Source organism: Mycobacterium sp. (assembly GCF_047975165.1).
Taxonomy (GTDB): domain Bacteria; phylum Actinomycetota; class Actinomycetes; order Mycobacteriales; family Mycobacteriaceae; genus Mycobacterium.
Genome location: NZ_JBKECZ010000056.1, coordinates 13,571 through 32,999, shown reverse-complemented (window position 1 = coordinate 32,999; position 19,429 = coordinate 13,571). Strand labels below are relative to the sequence as shown.

14 protein-coding genes are annotated in these 19,429 nt (G+C 68.1%); 9 read left to right on the top strand and 5 right to left on the bottom strand.

Annotation, left to right across the window (positions count from 1 at the left end):
- Positions 1 to 42: 42 nt before the first annotated feature.
- The 4 genes from ACK5M9_RS06040 to ACK5M9_RS06025 all read left to right on the top strand — a co-directional run bounded on the left by ACK5M9_RS06040 (position 43) and on the right by ACK5M9_RS06025 (position 3,978).
- A complete protein-coding gene (locus tag ACK5M9_RS06040; RefSeq protein WP_416892273.1) occupies positions 43 to 339 on the top strand; it encodes a hypothetical protein in 297 nt (98 codons plus the stop codon).
- Between the two features lie 81 nt (positions 340 to 420).
- A complete protein-coding gene (locus ACK5M9_RS06035) occupies positions 421 to 1,251 on the top strand; it encodes a hypothetical protein (RefSeq protein WP_416892272.1) in 831 nt (276 codons plus the stop codon).
- A 55-nt stretch (positions 1,252 to 1,306) separates the two neighbouring features.
- Positions 1,307 to 3,232: a fumarate reductase/succinate dehydrogenase flavoprotein subunit gene (locus ACK5M9_RS06030; protein ID WP_416892271.1), complete on the top strand. Its 1,926-nt coding sequence runs from the start codon at positions 1,307 to 1,309 to the stop codon at positions 3,230 to 3,232.
- Positions 3,232 to 3,978 carry a succinate dehydrogenase/fumarate reductase iron-sulfur subunit gene (locus tag ACK5M9_RS06025; RefSeq protein ID WP_416892270.1) on the top strand — a complete coding sequence of 249 codons (747 nt, stop codon included), beginning with the start codon at positions 3,232 to 3,234 and terminating at the stop codon, positions 3,976 to 3,978. Before ACK5M9_RS06030 ends, ACK5M9_RS06025 begins: the two co-directional genes overlap by 1 nt.
- A 126-nt stretch (positions 3,979 to 4,104) precedes the next feature.
- Here ACK5M9_RS06025 and ACK5M9_RS06020 read toward each other — a convergent pair whose 3' ends face one another.
- Positions 4,105 to 4,593, bottom strand: coding sequence for a flavin reductase family protein (locus tag ACK5M9_RS06020; protein ID WP_416892269.1), 489 nt, complete (start codon positions 4,591 to 4,593; stop codon positions 4,105 to 4,107).
- Between the two features lie 452 nt (positions 4,594 to 5,045).
- On the opposite strand from ACK5M9_RS06020, the gene ACK5M9_RS06015 reads away from it, so the two are divergent.
- The gene (locus tag ACK5M9_RS06015) at positions 5,046 to 6,881 is read left to right on the top strand and encodes an acyl-CoA dehydrogenase (protein ID WP_416892268.1); all 1,836 of its coding nucleotides are present in this window, start codon (positions 5,046 to 5,048) and stop codon (positions 6,879 to 6,881) included.
- Between the two features lie 6 nt (positions 6,882 to 6,887).
- Here the strand turns inward: ACK5M9_RS06015 and ACK5M9_RS06010 are convergent, their stop codons facing one another.
- The gene (locus ACK5M9_RS06010) at positions 6,888 to 8,264 is read right to left on the bottom strand and encodes an acetyl-CoA C-acetyltransferase (protein WP_416892267.1); all 1,377 of its coding nucleotides are present in this window, start codon (positions 8,262 to 8,264) and stop codon (positions 6,888 to 6,890) included.
- Between the two features lie 169 nt (positions 8,265 to 8,433).
- On the opposite strand from ACK5M9_RS06010, the gene ACK5M9_RS06005 reads away from it, so the two are divergent.
- Together ACK5M9_RS06005 and ACK5M9_RS06000 are read left to right on the top strand one after the other, a co-directional pair.
- Positions 8,434 to 9,810, top strand: a complete 1,377-nt coding sequence (locus tag ACK5M9_RS06005; RefSeq protein ID WP_416892266.1) for a 3-oxoacyl-ACP reductase — start codon at positions 8,434 to 8,436, stop codon at positions 9,808 to 9,810.
- A 28-nt stretch (positions 9,811 to 9,838) separates the two neighbouring features.
- Entirely contained in the window at positions 9,839 to 10,681 is an 843-nt protein-coding gene (locus tag ACK5M9_RS06000; protein ID WP_416892265.1) for a MaoC/PaaZ C-terminal domain-containing protein, read from the top strand.
- A 166-nt stretch (positions 10,682 to 10,847) separates the two neighbouring features.
- Here the strand turns inward: ACK5M9_RS06000 and ACK5M9_RS05995 are convergent, their stop codons facing one another.
- Both ACK5M9_RS05995 and ACK5M9_RS05990 read right to left on the bottom strand, forming a co-directional pair.
- On the bottom strand, positions 10,848 to 11,474 hold the full coding sequence (locus ACK5M9_RS05995; RefSeq protein ID WP_416892264.1) for a TetR/AcrR family transcriptional regulator: 627 nt from the start codon (positions 11,472 to 11,474) through the stop codon (positions 10,848 to 10,850).
- A gap of 49 nt (positions 11,475 to 11,523) precedes the next feature.
- The gene (locus ACK5M9_RS05990; RefSeq protein WP_416892263.1) at positions 11,524 to 12,720 is read right to left on the bottom strand and encodes a glycoside hydrolase family 3 N-terminal domain-containing protein; all 1,197 of its coding nucleotides are present in this window, start codon (positions 12,718 to 12,720) and stop codon (positions 11,524 to 11,526) included.
- A gap of 158 nt (positions 12,721 to 12,878) precedes the next feature.
- On the opposite strand from ACK5M9_RS05990, the gene ACK5M9_RS05985 reads away from it, so the two are divergent.
- Entirely contained in the window at positions 12,879 to 13,052 is a 174-nt protein-coding gene (locus ACK5M9_RS05985; protein WP_416892262.1) for a DUF2613 domain-containing protein, read from the top strand.
- The gene (locus tag ACK5M9_RS05980) at positions 13,042 to 17,307 is read left to right on the top strand and encodes an alpha-(1->3)-arabinofuranosyltransferase domain-containing protein (protein ID WP_416892302.1); all 4,266 of its coding nucleotides are present in this window, start codon (positions 13,042 to 13,044) and stop codon (positions 17,305 to 17,307) included. The genes ACK5M9_RS05985 and ACK5M9_RS05980 overlap by 11 nt, the downstream gene beginning before the upstream one ends.
- A 113-nt stretch (positions 17,308 to 17,420) precedes the next feature.
- Here the strand turns inward: ACK5M9_RS05980 and ACK5M9_RS05975 are convergent, their stop codons facing one another.
- Complete coding sequence (locus ACK5M9_RS05975; RefSeq protein ID WP_416892261.1) at positions 17,421 to 19,421, bottom strand: PPE family protein; 2,001 nt, start codon at positions 19,419 to 19,421, stop codon at positions 17,421 to 17,423.
- Positions 19,422 to 19,429: the final 8 nt, after the last annotated feature.

The window sequence follows — 19,429 nt, the reverse complement described above, 5'->3', positions numbered from 1 at the left end:
GCGTACTGTGATCCCCACCACCTTCAGCCCCGGGAGCGTCGATTGTCCAGCAGATCTGAAATCACCGAACTGCACGACCTCGTCGGTCACCTAGAGCGGTGCGCGACGTCGCTGAGGAAACGTTACGGCGACAACCCGGCAACCCGCCGGATCGTCATCGACGCGGACCGAATCGTCAGCGACCTGCAGTTACTCAACACCGACCTGGCCGAGTTGGACCTCGCTCGGGCAACCGTGCATCAGTCCACCGAGAAGATCGCCATCCCCGACACTCAGTACGACCGCGACTTCTGGCGCGACGTCGACGACGAAGGTGTCGGCGGCCTCGGCCGCACCTGACGGCCACGCCCGACAGAAAATCGGGCGCTCAAGCTGTGTACCCTTCGACCGACAGCCCGTTCGAAGAGGAACAAGAATTTCATGAGCGCACCAACGGCGATCCGTTCTGAATCCGGTGTTTTTTCCGCGACCCGCGCCCAAATTGCGGCCAAGACGCTGCGTACCGACGCCTGGTGGCTTCAGCCGCTGCGGATCAACCTCGGCTTCGCCGCGTTCATCATCTACGCGACGGCACGCGCGTTTCAGCAGAACGACTACTTCGTCGCGAAGTACCACTATCTGACGCCGTTCTACTCGCCCTGCGTGAGCCACGGGTGCACCAAGGAAGCCAGCGAGTTCTGGCCGCAGGTGCTGCCGGATGTGTGGTGGCTGCCGTTCGCGGCGCTGACCCTGCCGTTCCTACTGCTGTTCCGGCTCACCTGCTACTACTACCGGGGTGCCTACTACCGGACGGTGTGGCAGTCACCTTCCGCCTGCGCGGTAGCCGAACCCCGTGTTCACTACACCGGCGAGACCCGGCTGCCGCTGATCATCCAGAACTCCCACCGGTACTTCTTCTACATTGCCCTGGTCATCTCGCTGATCAACAGCTACGACGCGATCGTCGCGTTCCATTCCGAGAGCGGCCCCGGCGGCTTCGGCTTCGGCTTGGGCAATCTCATCCTGCTCGGCAACGTCATCATGCTGTGGATCTACACGCTGTCCTGTCACTCCTGCCGGCACGCCACCGGCGGCCGGCTCAAGCATTTCTCCAAGCACCCTGTGCGGTACTGGATCTGGACTCAGGTCAGCAACATAAACACCCGGCACAAGCAATACGCGTGGATCACGCTGGGCACGCTGATGCTCACCGATTTCTACATCATGCTGGTGGCCAGCGGTGCCATATCAGACATCCGGTTCATCGGCTGACCTGCCGGCCAGTCCTGCAAGAGCGAATCAATTTCGTACAGCTGAGCGAGGTTTCATGGTTGAGGTCGAACGGCACGCCTACGACGTGGTCGTGATCGGTGCCGGCGGCGCGGGCTTGCGTGCGGTCATCGAAGCGCGCGAGCACGGCCTAAAGGTTGCGGTCGTCTCCAAATCGCTTTTCGGAAAAGCACACACGGTGATGGCCGAGGGCGGTTGTGCCGCGTCGATGGGCAACGCCAACCCGAAGGACAACTGGCAGACCCACTTCGGCGACACCATGCGGGGCGGGAAGTTCCTGAACAACTGGCGGATGGCCGAACTTCACGCCAGGGAGGCGCCGGAGCGGGTCTGGGAGCTGGAGACCTACGGCGCGCTGTTCGACCGCACCGAAGACGGCAGGATCAGCCAGCGCAACTTCGGTGGCCACACCTACCCGCGGCTGGCACACGTAGGCGACCGCACCGGCCTGGAACTGATCCGCACCATGCAGCAGAAGATCGTCTCGCTGCAGCAGGAGGACCACGCCCAGTTCGGCGACTACGAAGCGCGCATCAAGGTTTTCGCCGAGTGTGCGATCACCGAGCTGCTCAAGGACGGCGACAAGATCGCCGGGGCCTTCGGCTACTGGCGGGAGAGCGGCCGGTTCGTGCTGTTCGAAGCACCCGCGATCGTGATGGCCACCGGCGGGATCGGCAAGTCGTTCAAGGTCACCTCGAACTCCTGGGAGTACACCGGCGACGGCCACGCCCTGGCGCTGCGGGCGGGCGCGACGTTGATCAACATGGAATTCATCCAGTTCCACCCCACCGGCATGGTGTGGCCGCCCAGCGTCAAGGGGATCCTGGTCACCGAAGGTGTCCGCGGCGACGGCGGAGTGCTGAAGAACTCCGAGAACACCCGATTCATGTTCGACTACATCCCACCGGTCTTCAAAGGGCAGTACGCCGAGACCGAGCAAGAAGCCGACCTGTGGCTCAAGGACAACGACGCCGCCCGGCGCACCCCGGACCTGCTGCCCCGCGACGAGGTTGCCCGGGCGATCAACTCCGAGGTAAAGGCCGGCCGCGGCAGCCCGCACGGCGGGGTCTACCTCGACATCGCCTCCCGGCTGACGCCCGCGGAGATCAAGCGCCGGTTGCCGTCGATGTACCACCAGTTCAAGGAGCTCGCCGAGGTCGACATCACCACCGAGCCCATGGAGGTCGGGCCCACCTGCCACTACGTGATGGGCGGCATCGAGGTCGATGCCGACACCGGGGCGGCCAAGGTTCCCGGGTTGTTCGCCGCCGGCGAATGCTCCGGAGGCATGCACGGTTCGAACCGTCTGGGCGGCAACTCGCTGTCGGATCTGCTGGTGTTCGGCCGGCGCGCTGGACTGGGCGCCGCGACCTACGTGCAGGGGCTCGCCGAGCGGCCGCTGATCTCGCCGGAGGCCGTCGAGGCAGCCGCCACCCAGGCACTCAAGCCCTTCACCGGCCCGACCGACGGCTCGACTCCGGAGAACCCGTATGCGCTGCAGACCGACCTGCAGCACTCGATGAACGACCTGGTCGGCATCATCCGCAAAGAGGAAGAGATCACCCGCGCACTGGCTCACCTCGGCGAGCTGTGGGGCCGTTTCCAGAACATTCAGGTCGAGGGGGCCACCCGGTACAACCCGGGCTGGAACCTGGCGATCGACCTGCGCAACATGCTGCTGGTCAGCGAGTGCATCGCCCGGGCCGCGCTACAGCGCACCGAGAGCCGCGGCGGCCACACCCGCGACGACCACCCCGGCATGGACTCCGGCTGGCGCAAAACCCTGCTGGTCTGCCGTGACGCGTCGACAGGGGCCGACGCGGCCGGCGGCGCCCGGATCACGATCACCCCGGAACCGCAGCGGCCGATGCGGCCCGATCTGCTGGAGCTCTTCGAACTCTCCGAACTGGAGAAGTACTACACCGACGAAGAGCTGGCCGACCATCCGGAACGGAGAGCGTAATGGCGTACAACGCGAATATGCGGGTGTGGCGCGGCGACGATGTCGGCGGCGCGCTCGAGGACTTCACCGTCGAGGTCAACGAGGGTGAGGTCGTGCTCGACATCATCCATCGCCTGCAGCAGACGCAGACGCCCGACCTCGCCGTTCGCTGGAACTGCAAAGCGGGCAAATGCGGATCCTGCTCGGCGGAGATCAACGGCATGCCGAGGTTGCTGTGCATGACCCGGATGTCGACGTTCGACGAGGACGAGGTCGTCACCGTCACCCCGATCCGAACCTTCCCGGTGATCCGCGATCTGGTCACCGACGTCTCGTTCAACTACCAGAAGGCCCGCGAGATCCCGTCGTTCACACCCCCCAAGGACCTGAAACCCGGTGACTACCGGATGGCGCAGGTCGACGTGCAGCGGTCGCAGGAGTTCCGCAAGTGCATCGAGTGCTTCCTGTGCCAGAACGTCTGCCACGTGATCCGCGACCACGAGGAGAACAAGGAGGCGTTCGCCGGCCCGCGCTTCCTGATGCGGGTCGCCGAGCTGGAAATGCATCCGCTGGACACCCTGGACCGGCGTGACCAGGCGCAGGAGGACTTCGGCCTAGGCTACTGCAACATCACCAAGTGCTGCACCGAGGTGTGCCCGGAGAACATCAAGATCACCGACAACGCGCTGATCCCGATGAAAGAGCGGGTCGCCGACCGCAAGTACGACCCGGTGGTCTGGCTGGGCAACAAGCTGTTCCGGCGCTGACGCCTGCCTCCCCCGGTCCCTGCTCCCCGCCTGCCTCCCCCGGTCCCCTGGCCCCGGCGCTGACGCCTGTCTCCCCCAGCCCCCAGCCCCCGTCTGCGGCCCCTGGGCCCGGCCCCCGGGCTGGGCTCACAGGCCGAGCCGGCGGAAGGCCCTGCGGTGAAAGACGATCGGGGCAACCTCGGCGTCGACGGTCACTTCGTTGACCCGCAGCACCACTATCGTGTGGTCACCGGCCGGGATCAGCTGCTCGATCGCACTCTCCAGCCAGAGCCCGGTGCCCCGGACGAAGACCGCGCCGGAGCCGCTGGAAACCGTTTCCAACCCGGCGAAGCGGTCACCGGTCTGTGCGGCGAGGGTACGGGCCGCCTCGTCGTGGGCCTCACCGAGGACGCTGATGCCCAACGTGCGGGCGCCCTTGAGTTTGGGCCAGGTCGTCGAGACGTTGCGTACGCAGAAGGAGACCAGCGGCGGGTCCAGCGAAACGGGTACGAACGTGCTGGCCGCCAAACCCTGACGAACGCCGTCGACCTCCGCGGCGATGGCCACCACACCCGACGGAAAATGGCCGAACGCCTCGCGCAGTGTCGAGGCGGTCAGCTTCTTGTGTGATTTCACCGGACTTCACGCGCCCCTCGGGCCGAGAACGGGCTTGCCGGTTGCGAGCCTACCCGGCCACCCCCGCGCGAGAGGATCGACGCCGGTCGCATGCTCGCGAGCGTAACGCCACGGCGAAATCCGGAGCGCAAAATCGCAGCCACGTTACGCTCGCGAACGACTCACAGCCCCTGAGCCCCACCGGCGCGAAAATTCGAGGCCAGCGGCCAGGAAAAATGCCCCAACCCGGGCAGCCGTATCCGCACCGGTCGCCACATCGCCGGCACTGGTGAAAGGCGCTTTCGGGAGTACGATCAGGACGGGCGCTACCGGCGGGTAGGCCATCGGATGGAAAGCGACGCACATTGACTTGCATTGGCAAATCCCGGCAGTATATTTTGTACCGTGTTACTGGTGGGTAACTTAGCCTAGGTGCCCAACCGCAGGTGGCATTCTCAACGAGGAGGACGGCAGTGAGCCACTACAAGAGCAACGTTCGCGACCAGGAATTCAACCTCTTCGAGGTACTCGGGCTCGACAAGGTGCTCGGCCAGGGCGACTACAGCGACCTCGACGTCGACACCGCCCGCGAAATGCTGGCCGAAATGACCCGACTCGCCGAGGGCCCGGTAGCCGCCTCATTCGTCGACGGCGACCGCAACCCGCCGGTCTTCGACCCCAACACCCACACCGTGACCCTCTCGGAGACCTACTCGAAATCGGTCAGGGCCGTACTCGAGGCCGGCTGGAACAAAGCGGGCCTGGTCGAGGACTTGGGCGGAATGCCGATGCCCAAGGCACTGATGTGGGCCCTGCACGAACACATCCTCGGCGCCAACCCCTCGGTGTGGATGTATGCCGGCGGCGCAGGTTTCGCCCAGATCCTCTTCCACCTCGGGACCGAGGAACAGAAGAAGTGGGCGGTGCTGGCCGCCGAGCGCGAGTGGGGCTCGACGATGGTGCTGACCGAGCCGGATGCCGGCTCCGACGTCGGCGCCGGTCGCACCAAGGCCACCCAGCAGGACGACGGCGCCTGGCACATCGACGGGGTCAAGCGGTTCATCACTTCCGGGGACTCCGGGGATCTCTTCGAGAACATCTTCCACCTGGTCCTGGCCCGCCCCGACGGCGCCGGCCCCGGCACCAAGGGCCTGTCGCTGTTCTTCGTACCCAAGTTCCTGTTCGACCCCGAGACCGGCGAACCGGGAGAGCGCAACGGGGTGTTCGTCACCAACGTCGAACACAAGATGGGCCTCAAGGCTTCCTCGACGTGTGAGTTGTCCCTGGGCCAGCACGGTGTGCCCGCCAAGGGCTGGCTGGTCGGCGACTCCCACGACGGCATTGCCCAGATGTTCGAGGTCATCGAGCAGGCCCGCATGATGGTGGGCACCAAGGCCATCGCCACACTGTCCACCGGCTACCTGAACGCCCTGGAATACGCCAAGTCACGCGTCCAGGGCGCCGACCTGACCCAGATGACCGACAAGACCGCACCGCGGGTCACCATCACCCACCACCCCGACGTGCGCCGGTCCCTGATGACCCAGAAGGCCTACGCCGAGGGGCTGCGCGCGCTGTACCTCTACACGGCCACCTTCCAGGACGCGGCAGTGGCCGAGGCGATTCACGGCATCACGCCCGAGCTGGCGGTCAAGGTCAACGACCTGCTGCTACCCATCGTCAAGGGCGTCGGCTCCGAACAGGCCTACGCCAAGCTCACCGAGAGCCTGCAGACCCTGGGCGGTTCCGGCTTCCTGCAGGACTACCCCATCGAGCAGTACATCCGGGACGCAAAGATCGACTCGCTCTACGAAGGCACCACCGCGATCCAGGCGCAGGACTTCTTCTTCCGCAAGATCATCCGCGACAAGGGGGCGGCGCTCGGCTACGTGGCGGGCGAGATCCAGAAGCTGATCGACAGCGAGACCGGCAACGGCCGGCTCAAGAGCGAGCGCGTCCTGCTGGGCAAGGCGCTGACCGACGTCCAGGCGATGGCCGCCTCCCTGACCGGCTACCTGATGGCCGCGCAGGAGGACGTCGCCAGCCTGTACAAGGTCGGCCTGGGTTCGGTGCGCTTCCTGATGAGCGTGGGCGACCTGATCATCTCCTGGCTGCTCCAGCGGCAGGCCGCGGTCGCGGTTGAGGCCCTGGATGCGGGCGCAACGGGCGCCGATCGATCCTTCTACGAGGGCAAGATCGCCGTGGCGTCGTTCTTCGCCAAGACGTTCCTGCCGCTGCTGTCCGGTACCCGCGAGACGGTCGAGGCTCTCGACCTCGACATCATGGAGCTCGACGAAGCCGCGTTCTGAGCGGGGTCAGGCTTCGAGGATCGCCGCCACCGCTTGGCCGCCGGCCGCGCAGATCGAGATCAGCGCCCGCACCGTGCCCTTGCCTTTTTGGGCACGCTTCTTCTCCGCGAGCTGCTTGGCCGTCTGAGCCAGAATGCGGCCGCCGGTGGCGGCGAACGGATGTCCGGCGGCAAGCGACGAGCCGTTGACGTTGAGCCTGGCCCGGTCGATGGACCCCAGCGCGCCGTCGAGGCCCAGTCGCTGCCTGCAGTAGTCGTCGGACTCCCAGGCCTGCAGGTGCGCCAGCACCACCGACGCGAACGCCTCGTGGATCTCGTAGAAGTCGAAATCCTGCAGAGCCAGACCGTTGCGGGCCAGCAGTCGCGGCACGGCGTAGGTGGGCGCCATCAGCAACCCGTCGTGTCCGTTGACGTAGTCGACGGCGGCAGTCTCGGCGTCGACGAGGTAGGCCAGCGGGGTCAGCGAACGCTCGGCGGCCCATTCGTCGGTGGCCAGCAGCGCAACCGAGGCACCATCTGTCAGCGGTGTCGAGTTGCCCGCCGTCATGGTGGCGTCGCCCAATTTCACGCCGAACACCGGACGCAGCCCGGCCAGCTTCTCCCGGCTGGAATCGGGTCGCAGGTTGTCGTCGCGGTAGAGCCCCAGGAACGGTGAGACGAGGTCGTCGAAGAAGCCGCGGTCGTAGGCCGCGGCCATATTGCGATGGCTGGCGGCGGCAAGCTCGTCCTGGTCGACCCTCTTGATATCCATCTGCTTCGCGGTGATCGCGGCGTGTTCGCCCATCGACTTGCCGGTGCGTGGCTCGCTGTTGGCCGGAATCTCGACACCCACATTGGCCGGGAGCGTGCCAACCAGCTTGAGCCGCTGCACGTTGGATTTCGATCGACGCAGCCGCAGCAAGGTGCGGCGCAGGTCGTCACCCAGGCCGATCGGAGGGTCGGAGGTGGTGTCCACGCCACCCGCGGCGGCGGCGTCGTAGCGGCCCGCGGCGATACCGTCGGCCGCCAGGATCGCCGCCTGCAGTCCGGTGCCGCACGCCTGCTGGATATCGAGGCCCGGGGTGTACGGCGACAGCTCGGATCCCAGCACACACTCGCGCATGAGATTGAAATCCCGGCTGTGCTTGAGCACCGCGCCGCCGACGACCGTGCCCAGGCGCTCGCCAGCCAAGTCGAACTTGTCGGCCAGTCCACTCAGCACGGCAGTGAACATGTCCCGGTTCGAGGCTTCGGCGTAGGCGCCGTCGGACCGCGCGAACGGGATGCGGTTGCCGCCGAGCACCGCGACGCGCCGCCGGGGCGCGCCGGCCTTGGCGCCTGCGCGGGCCTTCTTGCTGGTACCGGCCTTCGTGCCCGCGCCTGCCTTGGAAGTAGATGAAGCCACTGATTTCTCCGGTTGTCTGTCGGACCATCGGGTTGCGCGACCGGCGACCGGCGGCCAGTGTCCACCGGTCGGGAGTCAGGGGTCATACTACCCACTGTTCTTACTCTGAAGTAAGTTCGTCCCCGATACATTTGCTATCACGGTCATACCCGACGTGGAAGGCGGCCCAGTGGCACCCAAAGTCCCTACCGATCTGTTCTCACAGGTGGTCAACTCCCGGCCCGGCGCGTTGGTGGCCAAGCAACTCGGCGTCCCGCAACCCGAGACCCTGCGCCGATACCGCCCGGGCGACCCGCCACTGGCCGGGTCCCTGCTGATCGGAACATCGCCCGACCAACCCGGCCGAGTCGCGGAACCGCTGCGGGCCGCACTCGCCGGCGACTACGACGTGGTGGGAAACACCCTGGGCGGGCGCTGGGCCGACTCCTTCGGCGGCCTGGTGTTCGACGCCACCGGCATCACCGATCCGGCCGGCCTCAGGGCGCTCTACGACTTCTTCACACCGGTTCTGCGCAATCTTGGCGCCTGCGGGCGCCTCGTCGTCGTCGGCACCACCCCGGAGTCGGTGCCCGACACGCATGAGCGGATCGCCCAGCGCGCGCTGGAGGGCTTCACCCGCTCGGCGGGCAAGGAGCTGCGCCGCGGCGGCACCGCCGCGCTGGTGTATCTGTCCCCGGAAGCCGCACCGGCCGCCACCGGCCTGGAATCCACCCTGCGGTTCATCCTGTCGGCCAAGTCGGCCTACGTCGACGGCCAGGTGTTCTACGTCGGGGCAGCGGATTCGGTGGCGCCGGCCGACTGGGACCGCCCGCTGGAAGGAAAGGTCGCCATCGTGACCGGCGCCGCGCGCGGCATCGGCGCGACCATCGCCGAGGTGTTCGCCCGCGACGGCGCCGACGTGGTCGCGATCGACGTCGAGTCGGCCGCCGCCGCACTGGCCGAAACCGCCGCTCACGTCGACGGCACCGCGTTGCAGCTGGACGTGACCGCCCACGATGCCGTGGACAAGATCACCGCGCACCTGCGCGAACACCACGGCGGCAAAGCCGACATCCTGGTCAACAACGCCGGAATCACCCGGGACAAACTGCTGGCCAACATGGACGACGCGCGCTGGGACGCCGTCATCGCCGTCAACCTGCTGGCACCCCTGCGGCTCACCGAAGGGCTGGTAGGCAACGGAAGCCTCGGCAAAGGCGGGCGGGTGATCGGACTGTCGTCAATCGCCGGAATCGCGGGCAACCGTGGGCAGACCAACTACGGCGCCACCAAGGCCGGCATGATCGGCATCACCCAGGCACTGGCACCGGAGCTGGCCGCCAAGGGCATCACAATCAATGCGGTGGCGCCGGGATTCATCGAAACCAAGATGACGGCCGCCATCCCGCTGGCCACCCGGGAAGTGGGCCGCCGGTTGAACTCGCTGCTGCAGGGCGGCGAACCCGTCGATGTGGCCGAGACGATCGCCTATTTCGCCAACCCGGCGTCGAATGCGGTCACCGGCAACGTGATCCGGGTCTGCGGCCAGGCCATGATAGGCGCCTGACGGCCCGAGAGACATGACAAGGAGTCCCATGAAGCAGCCGGGCGGGTTACGCAACATGCTGCGCGCGGTAGCCGGGGCAGTGCCCGCGGTGCCCCGGCCGGAACGAGTGCCCGACCGCACCGTCACGGTCGAAGACCTGCGGATCGACCAGCACGGTGTCGCGGCCTACGCGGCGGTGGTCGGCCTGCGCTACGGCAACAACGTTCCGCTGACCTACCCGTTCGCGCTGACGTTCCCGTCGGTGATGGCGCTGGTGACCGGGTTCGACTTCCCCTTCTCGGCAATGGGTTCGGTACACACCGAAAACCACATCACCCAGTACCGGCCGATCGCCGTCACCGACACCGTCGCCGTGCGGGCGCGCGCCGAGAACCTGCGCGAGCACCGCAAGGGCCTGCTCGCCGACCTGGTGAGCGAGGTGCACGTCGGCAACGAATTGGCCTGGCATCAGGTGACGACCTTCCTGCACCAGCAGCGCACCAGCCTGTCCGACGAACCGAAGCCGGCCCCGCCTAAGCAGCCCAAGCTGCCGCCACCGGCGAGCACCCTGCGCATCACCGGGGCCCGGATCCGCCGGTACGCCTCGGTGGGGGGCGATCACAACCCGATCCACGTCAGCTCGGTGGCAGCCAAACTGTTCGGCTTCCCGACTTCCATTGCTCACGGAATGTTCAGTGCCGCAGCGGTATTGGCAAATATTGAGGCGTCCATACCGGACGAGGTGCGGTACTCGGTGCGGTTCGGCAAGCCGGTATTGCTGCCGGCGACCGTCGGCGTCTACGTCGACAACAGCGACCGGGGCTGGGACGTGTCCGTCCGCAACCTGGCCAAGGGGTATCCGCATCTGACGGGAAGCGTCACACCGCTGTAGCAGTCGGCCCCCCCGCTGGCTTCGCTGCAGCTACCGCAGTGCTTCCCCCCGCTGGCTTCGCTGCAACAACCACCGCGCTTCCCCCCACTGCGACCGCACGGTAACGCTCGGCACTCACCGCGACCGTGGAGTCACAGTCGGCGGACTCTTCGACGCGGAACCCCCACTAGCCAGGGTTTGCCTCCGGGTTGGCGTCGCGTTCGGCCGGTACCCCGCGCAGGCCCACCCAGAACAGGTCGAACATGATGGCGGCCGCCGCGTCGAGATCGATGTCGCCGGTGCTCAACCGGTTGGCGACGGCCTCACCCGCCCCCACCAAAGCCACCGCCATCACCTCGATTTCGGCGTCGGTCCGGGGGTTGCGCGTACCGCCCCGCACCAGACCTGCCACCAGCTCGACAATCTGCTCGCGGCCCTCGCGCACCAAGGGCGCGAACGCCTGCGAACTCGTCGCCTGGGTGTACATCACGATCCAGGAGGCGCGATTGGCATCGATGTACCGCAGGAATGCGCCGATAGTGTTGTGCAGCAGGCCCTTTGGACCTTGCTCGAAGTCGATGTCAGCGCGTACCACGTCGATGAAACGGCTCATCTCCCGGTTCAGGCAGGCACCGAACAGGTCTTCCTTGGAGCCGTAGTACAGATACAGCATCGGCTTGGAGATCTCCGCCTCGGCGGCGATGGCGTCCATCGAGGTCTCGTGGTAGCCGTTGATGGAGAACATCTGCACAGCGGCGTCGAGCATCTGCTGCTCGCGGACCGCGCGCGGCAATCGCTTGGTACCACCCGACACAGTTGTGCACCTCTCTGTCGTGCACCCCGCTAAGCGACTTTAGAGCACGCTACCCGCCGCAAGCAGGACTGACCTGCTTCATCGCCGCCACTCGCACCAGCGATGCGTCGACCTGCTCGGCAGGCAATTCACCGGCATCGACCGCCTGCTCCAGCCGATCCAGCACGGCGGGCACCTCCTTGGTGGACACCCACAACGCGATGTCGACGCCGGCCTGCAGGGTTTTCAGCACCGCCTCGGTCACCCCGAACCGGTCGGAGATGGCGGCCATGCTCGACAGGTCGTCGCTGAAGACCGGGCCGTCGAAGGGTGGCCCGCCGTAGCCGGTGCCGTCACGCAGCAGCTGCACCGCGGGCTTGCTCAGGCTGGCCGGCTCGCTGCCGGTGAGGCCGGGCACCTGCATGTGGCCGATCATCACCGCGACCGGGGTGTCTTTCAGCAGGGTCTGATACGGGATCAGGTCCTCGGCGATCAGGTCCGCCAGCGGCGGAGTGCTCACCCCGCCCTTGTGTGAATCACCGGAGCCGTGCCCGTGGCCCGGAAAGTGCTTGAGCACCGGCAGCAACCCGGCGTCCCGCAGGCCCTGGGCGTAGGCCCCGGCGTACTCGGTGACCTGCCCCGGGTCCGAGCCGAACGATCGGTCGCCGATCACCGTGTCGTCCGGAGCCGCGGTGACGTCGACAACGGGTGCGAAGTCGATGGTGATGCCGAGGTCCTTCATCGTGCGGCCGCGGTCGGCAGCCAGGTCCCGGACCTCCTGGGGGCTCATCGTCTGCCCCATCTCCCGGGCCGTCGGGCCCCGGCCGCCGAGCTGCTCATGCAGCCGCGACACCCGGCCGCCCTCCTCGTCGACACCCACGGCCAGCGGTAGCGGCGTCGCCGCCGCGGCGACCTCGGCGAGCGGGCCGGGCAGCATGGACAGATCGGTGTCGCTGCCGACGATAATGCCGCCGACGTGGAATTCGGTGACCACACTCTGGGCGTCCTGGGCGTCGCGCACCCCGACGAACAGCAGCTGGGCCAGCTTGTCACGCAGGTTCGGTATCGCCGCGGGAACGTCCCGCGGCTCGGCGCAGACCCGCGGCCCCGACGCGGCCACCGGGGTCGAGCTGGCGGGAGCCGGGCTCGCGGCGGTTGACGAGCCGGGCGCCGTCGTCGACGCCTCGGTGCCGGAACCGCCCTGGCCGCAGGACACAACCAGCGCCGACGCAGCAGCCGAGACAACCAAGGTACGCATAAAAGCCATCGGGACATGCTGTCACGGGCTGTTTCGCCAATCCTGCCCGGGGCCAGCAGCAGCCAGGCGCCCGGCCCCTCGCAGCCCCTCGCAGCCGCCCGCCCCGGCCCGCACACCTCGATCACTCACGCCGGCCACCAGCGGCCGTTCTGCTAGGTTGGCTCACTATGAACCGGATCGTCGCACCCGCGGTCGCCAGCGTGGTCGTTGGCCTGCTGCTCGGCGCGGCCGCGGTATTCGGAGTCACGCTGATGGTCCAGCAGGACACGAAGACGCCACTGCCCGGGGGCGATCCGTCGGCGTCGGTGCTCAACCGGGTCGAATACGGCGATCGCAGCTAGCCCGCAGACGGTTCCACCGCTGTCCCGCCGGTGGCTGCTGCCGGCCGGCACGCTTGCGCTGATCCTGGCCTTTGCGCAATCCCCCGGGCGGATCTCCCCCGACACCAAGCTCGACCTCACGGTCAACCCGTTGCGGTTCCTGGCCCGCGCCACCAACCTGTGGAACAGCGAGCTGCCGTTCGGCCAGTCGCAGAACCAGGCCTACGGCTACCTGTTCCCGCACGGCAGCTTCTTCCTGGCCGGGCACCTGCTGGGGGTTCCGGGTTGGATCGTTCAGCGGCTGTGGTGGGCGGTGTTGCTGACGGCCGGTTTCTGGGGGTTGCTGCGGGTGGCCGAGGCGCTGGGTATCGGCAGCCCGGCATCGCGGGTGCTCGGTGCGGTTGCCTTCGCGCTGTCGCCACGGGTGCTGACCACCCTCGGCTCGATCTCGTCGGAAACGCTGCCGATGATGCTGGCTCCCTGGGTGCTGCTGCCGACGATCCTGGCACTGCGAGGGGGCTCGGGCAGGCCGGCGCGGGTGCTGGCCGGGCAGGCCGGGCTGGCGGTTGCGCTGATGGGGGCGGTGAATGCGATCGCGACGGCCGCGGCCTGCCTGCCCGCGGCGATCTGGTTGTGCTGTCACCGGCCGGACCGGCGCTGGTTTCGCTACTGCGGATGGCTGGCACTGGCCGTCGCGCTGGCTGTCTTGTGGTGGGTGGTGGCACTGGCCCAGTTGCGCGGGGTCAGCCCGCCTTTTCTGGACTTCATCGAGTCCTCCGGGGTGACGACGCAGTGGTCCTCGCTGGTGGAGTTGCTGCGCGGCACCGATAGTTGGACTCCGTTCGTGGCGCCCGGCGCGACCGCGGGCGCACCCCTGGTCACCGGCTCGGCGGCGATTCTGGCGACCAGCCTGGTCGCGGCCGCCGGGCTGGCCGGGCTGGCAATGCCGGCGACGCCGGCGCGGGGCCGGCTGGTGACCATGCTGGTGGTGGGGTTGGTGGGGTTGACGGTCGGTTACGCCGGCGGGTTGGGCTCGCCGATCGCCCACCAGGTCCGGGAGTTTCTGGACGCGAGCGGAACTCCGCTGCGCAACGTGCACAAGCTGGGGCCGGTCGTGCGGATTCCGCTGGTGCTCGGCTTCGCCGCGCTGCTCGGCCGCATCCCACTGCCGGGCAGCGCGCCGCGCTCGCAATGGCTCGGCGCACTGACGCACCCCGAGCGGGATCGCCGGGTTGCGGTCGGCATCGTCGCCCTGACCGCGCTGATGGTGAGCACCTCGCCGGCCTGGACGGCGCGGCTCACCCCCGCCGGCGCCTTCGACGCGATACCGGGCTACTGGTATCGGGCGGCCGACTGGCTCACCGCACACAACACCGGTTCCCCGGCACCGGGCCGGGTCCTGGTCGCACCGGGGGCACCGTTTGCCACCCAGACCTGGGGCACCACCCACGATGAGCCGCTCCAGGTGCTCGGCGAGGGCCCGTGGGGTGTCCGGGACTCGATCCCGCTGACCCCGCCGCAGACGATCCGGGCACTGGACTCGGTGCAACGCCTGTTCGCCGCGGGCCGGCCGTCGGCCGGGTTGGCCGCCACCCTTGCCCGCCAGGGTATTTCCTACGTCGTGGTGCGCAACGACCTGGCCCCGGCGTCGGCGCGGGCCGCCCGGCCGATCCTGGTGCACCGCGCCATCTCGGGTTCGCCGGGACTGGCCAAGGTGGCCCAGTTCGGTCCGGCGGCCGGCCCCGGCACGCTGGCCGGCTTCGTCAACGACAGCGGCCTGCGGCCGCGTTATCCCGCCGTCGAGATCTACCGAGTGATCCCCGGACGCGCCAACGCCGGTGCGCCGGCCAATCCGGGGGCACCCTACTTCGCCGGCATCGGCGAGTTGCCGCGCATCGACGGCGGCCCCGAGGTGCTGTTGCGTCTCGACGAACGCCAAGCGCTGCTGGGCCGGCCGCCGCTGGGCCCGGTGCTGCTGACGTCCGGCGCCCGGGCAGCCGGGTTGGCGTCGCCGGCGGTCACCGTCACCGACACCCCGTTGGCCCGGGAAACCGACTACGGCCGCGTCGACCTGCACTCGTCGGCGATCCGGGCACCCGGCGATGCCCGCCATACCTACAATCGGGTGCCCGACTATCCGGTTCCGGGTGCACACATCGTGCGGGGCGGCTGGACCGGCGGGCGGATCACAGCGTCCAGTTCGTCCTCGGATGCCACCGCGCTGCCCGACGTCGCTCCGGCCGCCTCCCCGGCGGCCGCAATCGACGGCGACCCGGCCACCGCGTGGGTGTCCAATGCGCTGCAGTCCGCCGTCGGGCAGTGGTTGCAGGTTGATTTCGACCATCCGGTGACCAACGCCGTCATCGCCGTGACGCCCAGCGCTACCGCCGTTGGCGCCCAGGTCCGCCGCATCCTGGTCGAAACCCTCAATGGCAGCACCACATTGCGATTCGACGAAGCCGGAAAACCGCTGACCGCAGCACTGCCCTACGGCGAAACCGGGTGGGTGCGGTTCACCGCGACGGCCACCGACGACGGTTCGCCGGGGGTGCAGTTCGGCGTCACCGACCTGGCGGTCACCCAGTACGACGCCTCCGGATTCGCCCATCCGGTCGCCCTGCGCCACACCGTGGTGGTGCCCGGGCCGCCGCCGGGTTCGACGGTGGCGAGCTGGGACCTGGGCGCCGAGCTGCTGGGCCGGCCGGGTTGCGCCGAGGGGCCCGACGCTGTGCGGTGTGCGGCGTCGATGGCGCTGGCCCCCGAGGAGCCGACCAATCTCAGCCGCACTCTTACGGTGCCAGGCCCGGTATCGGTCAGCCCGACGGTGTGGGTGCGCCCGCGGCCGGGCCCCGCGCTGGCCGAGCTGCTCACCCAACCCGAAACCGTCCGGGCACAGGGCGATTCCGATCTGGTGGCCGTGCTCGGCTCGGCCTATGCGGCCACCGACGGCGACCCCGGCACTTCCTGGACCGCACCGCAGCGCGGGGTGGCGCACAAGAGTCCGCCGACGCTCACGGTGAAGCTGCCGCACCCGGTGGAGGTGGCGGGGCTGCGGGTGGTGACCAGCCGTTCTCCGCTGCCGGCCCACCCGACGCTGCTGGCCGTGGACCTGGGGGATGGACCGCAGGTGCGCGCGCTGGACAGCGGCGGTGATGCCGGCGGCAGTGACACAGCCGGCGACTCGCGAACGGTGACCGTGCAGCCGCAGGTGACCGACACCATCGAGGTGAGCCTGCTCGATTGGGAAGACCTCATCGACCGCAACGCGCTGGGCTTCGATCAGCTCAAACCTCCCGGGCTGGCCGAGATCGTCGTGCTCGATGCTGACGGGAATCCGATCGCCGCGGCCGATGCCGGCGCCAACCGCGCGCGACGGATTTCGGTCGACTGTGAGCACGGCCCGGTCATCGCGGTGGCGGGCCGGTTCGTACACACCTCGATTGCGGCCACGGTGGATGCGCTGCTGGCCGGGCGGCCCATCGCCGCGCAACCCTGTGAAACCGACCCGGTCACCCTGCCGCCGGGGCGCCAGGAGCTGCTGATCAGCCCCGGCGCGGCGTTCGTCGTCGACGGCGCCAGACTCTCCGTTCTTCCCGAGCAGCCCAGTGCCACAACGACTTCCGCGGAAACCGGCGCGTGGGGTCCGGCCCGGCGGGAGGTGCGGGCACCGGCATCGGATGTCGCACGGGTGCTGGTGATTCCGGAAAGCATCAACCCCGGATGGGTGGCACGCACCAGCGACGGGGCAAGCCTTACGCCGGTAGCGGTGAACGGGTGGCAGCAGGGCTGGCAGGTGCCCGCCGGCAACTCCGGCACCATCACCTTGACCTATGCCCCCAACGCCGTTTATCGGGCGGGCCTGCTGTTCGGGTTGGCGTTGCTGCCGCTGCTGACACTGCTTGCCTGCTGGCGGCGGCACGGCGGTCCCGACGATCCGCCGGCGCGGCCATGGGAACCCCGGCGGTGGGCCGTGGCGGCGGTGCTGGCTGCGGCGGTGCTGATCTCCGGTGTGGCCGGGGGTTTCGTGGCCGCGGCGGCACTGGGTGTGCGCTATGCGCTGAGAAGGCAGCCCCGGCGGCGCGACGCGCTGACGGTCGCGCTGAGTGCGGGCGGCCTGATCGCCGCCGGGGCCCTGCTGTCGCGGCATCCCTGGCGATCGGTGGACGGCTACGCCGGGCATTCACCGGTGGTCCAGCTGCTGGCGCTGGTTTCGCTGATCGCCGTGGCCGCCTCGGCGGTGCGGGTTCACCCCGGGCCCAACCACCCCGGCAATTGACTCTGCGCCACCGGCCCAGCCCCCTGTGCGTTCACCCTGCGCTCAGGGCGCCCTGCACTCGCACTTCTGCGCCACCGGCGCAGAGTGAACACTGGAGGGGGCTCAGCGGTGGCCTAGAAGAAGAAGCCGGCCTGCCGGCTCACACTCTTGAACCCGCCGGAGCTGAAGTCACCCTGGTTTCCGATTCCCGAGCTGGAGAACCCGGCGTTGTCGAAGCCCACACTGTTGCCGTCGCCGGTCGAGTTGCCCCCGGTGTTCCCGAATCCGGTGTTCTGGAAGCCGTAGTTGACGATGCCCACGTTGCGCATGCCGGTGTTGGCGATCCCGACGTTGCCGGCTTTCCCGCTGGTGTTGTAGAAGCCGGCCGTAACCGGAGGTGGGGTGGACCCGCCACCGCCCTTGCCACCGCCGCCACCACCACCACCACCGCCACCGCCACCACCACCGCCACCGCTAGCGGTGTTGTTGTAGAAGCCCGAGGTGTGACCGTTGCTGACGTTGTAGAAGCCCGAGGCTCCGGTGCCCGAGTTCCCGAAACCGGAGTTCGGCGCATCGACGTCGATGGCGCTGCCAAAGCCGGTGTTGACGTTGCCGGAATTGAATCCGCCGGTGTTGGTATCGCCGGCATTGCCCATACCGGTGTTGACGTTGCCCGAGTTGAACAGGCCGGTGTTGCCTCCGATCTCGGCTCCCGAGTTGAACAGGCCGAAGTTCCTGCCGGCACCGGAGTTGAAGGAGCCCATGTTCTGCCCGGCGCCGGAGTTGAAGTCACCGTTGTTGCGTCCGAGACCCGAGTTGAAGCTGCCGGCGTTGCTGCCGTCACCGGAGTTGAACAGGCCCGCATTCAGGTGACTGGAGTTGGCGATCCCGGTGTTGATGCTGCCCGAGTTGAAGAAACCTGTGTTGAGGTCGCCGGCGTTGGCGAAGCCGGCGTTGCCGTCGCCGGAGTTGAAGAAGCCGACGTTGTTGTCACCGGAGTTGAAGAAACCGAGGTTGTTGTCACCGGAGTTGAACAGCCCGGTGTTGTTCAGCCCTGAGTTGAGGCCGCCGAACCCGACCTGATTGTCGCCGGTGAGCCCGAAGCCGATGTTGCCGTTGCCGGTGTTGCCGAAGCCGATATTGAAACTCCCGGTATTGCCGAACCCGAAGTTGTTGTTGCCCGGATCCAACCCCAGACCCGCGTTTCCGAGGCCGACGTTCCAGTTGCCGCGGTTACCGCTGCCGTAGTTGCCGCTGCCGATATTGCCCGAGCCGACGTTGGAGTCGCCCCGGTTGCCGCCGCCGAAGTTGCCGTCACCGAAGTTGCCCGACCCGACGTTGAGAAGTCCGGTGTTGCCGGACCCAAAGTTCTGGTTACCGGTGTTACCCGCTCCGACATTGATGCTGCCGGTGTTGCCCGAGCCGACGTTTTCGAAACCGGTGTTGCCGCTGCCGAAGTTGGTGTCACCATGGTTTCCCGAACCCACGTTGTTGTCGCCGGTGTTGCCCACACCCAGGTTGCCACCGCCCTTGTTTCCCGCACCCACGTTGGGCGAGTCGGCAGCGGCAGTGCCGGCCGCCGGTCCGCCGAACAGTTCGCCGATAACAGGTATGCCCCGCAGGGAGTCCTGCCATGACGAGAGCTGCGCCGCAGCCGCCGACGCCCCGCCGTGGTAGCCGAACATCGCGGCGACGTCGGCGGCCCAGAACTCCTCATAGACGCCTTCCATCGCGGCGATCATCGGTCCGTTGAGCCCCAGGAAGTTCGAGCTCACCAGCTGCGCGAACGCATTTCGGTTGGCCGTGATCGCCGGTGGCGGAATCATGGCGGCCTTGGCGGCCTCGAAGGTGCTGACCACCGCGTTTGCCTGAGTCGACGCACCCAGAGCGCGGGCGGACGCGGCCTGAAGGAAGGCCGAGTACGGTGCTGCGGCAGCGGCCATCGCCGTCGCGGCGGGCCCCTGCCAGGCTTGGCCGGTGAGCTCGGCGGTCACCGAGGAGAACGCGCTCGCCGCGACGCCCAGTTCACCGGCCAACCCCGCCCAGGCCGCCGCAGCCTGAGCCATCGGCCCAGAACCCGCACCCGCATACATCAAGGCCGAGTTCACTTCTGGTGACAACATCGAAAAGTTCACTATCACAA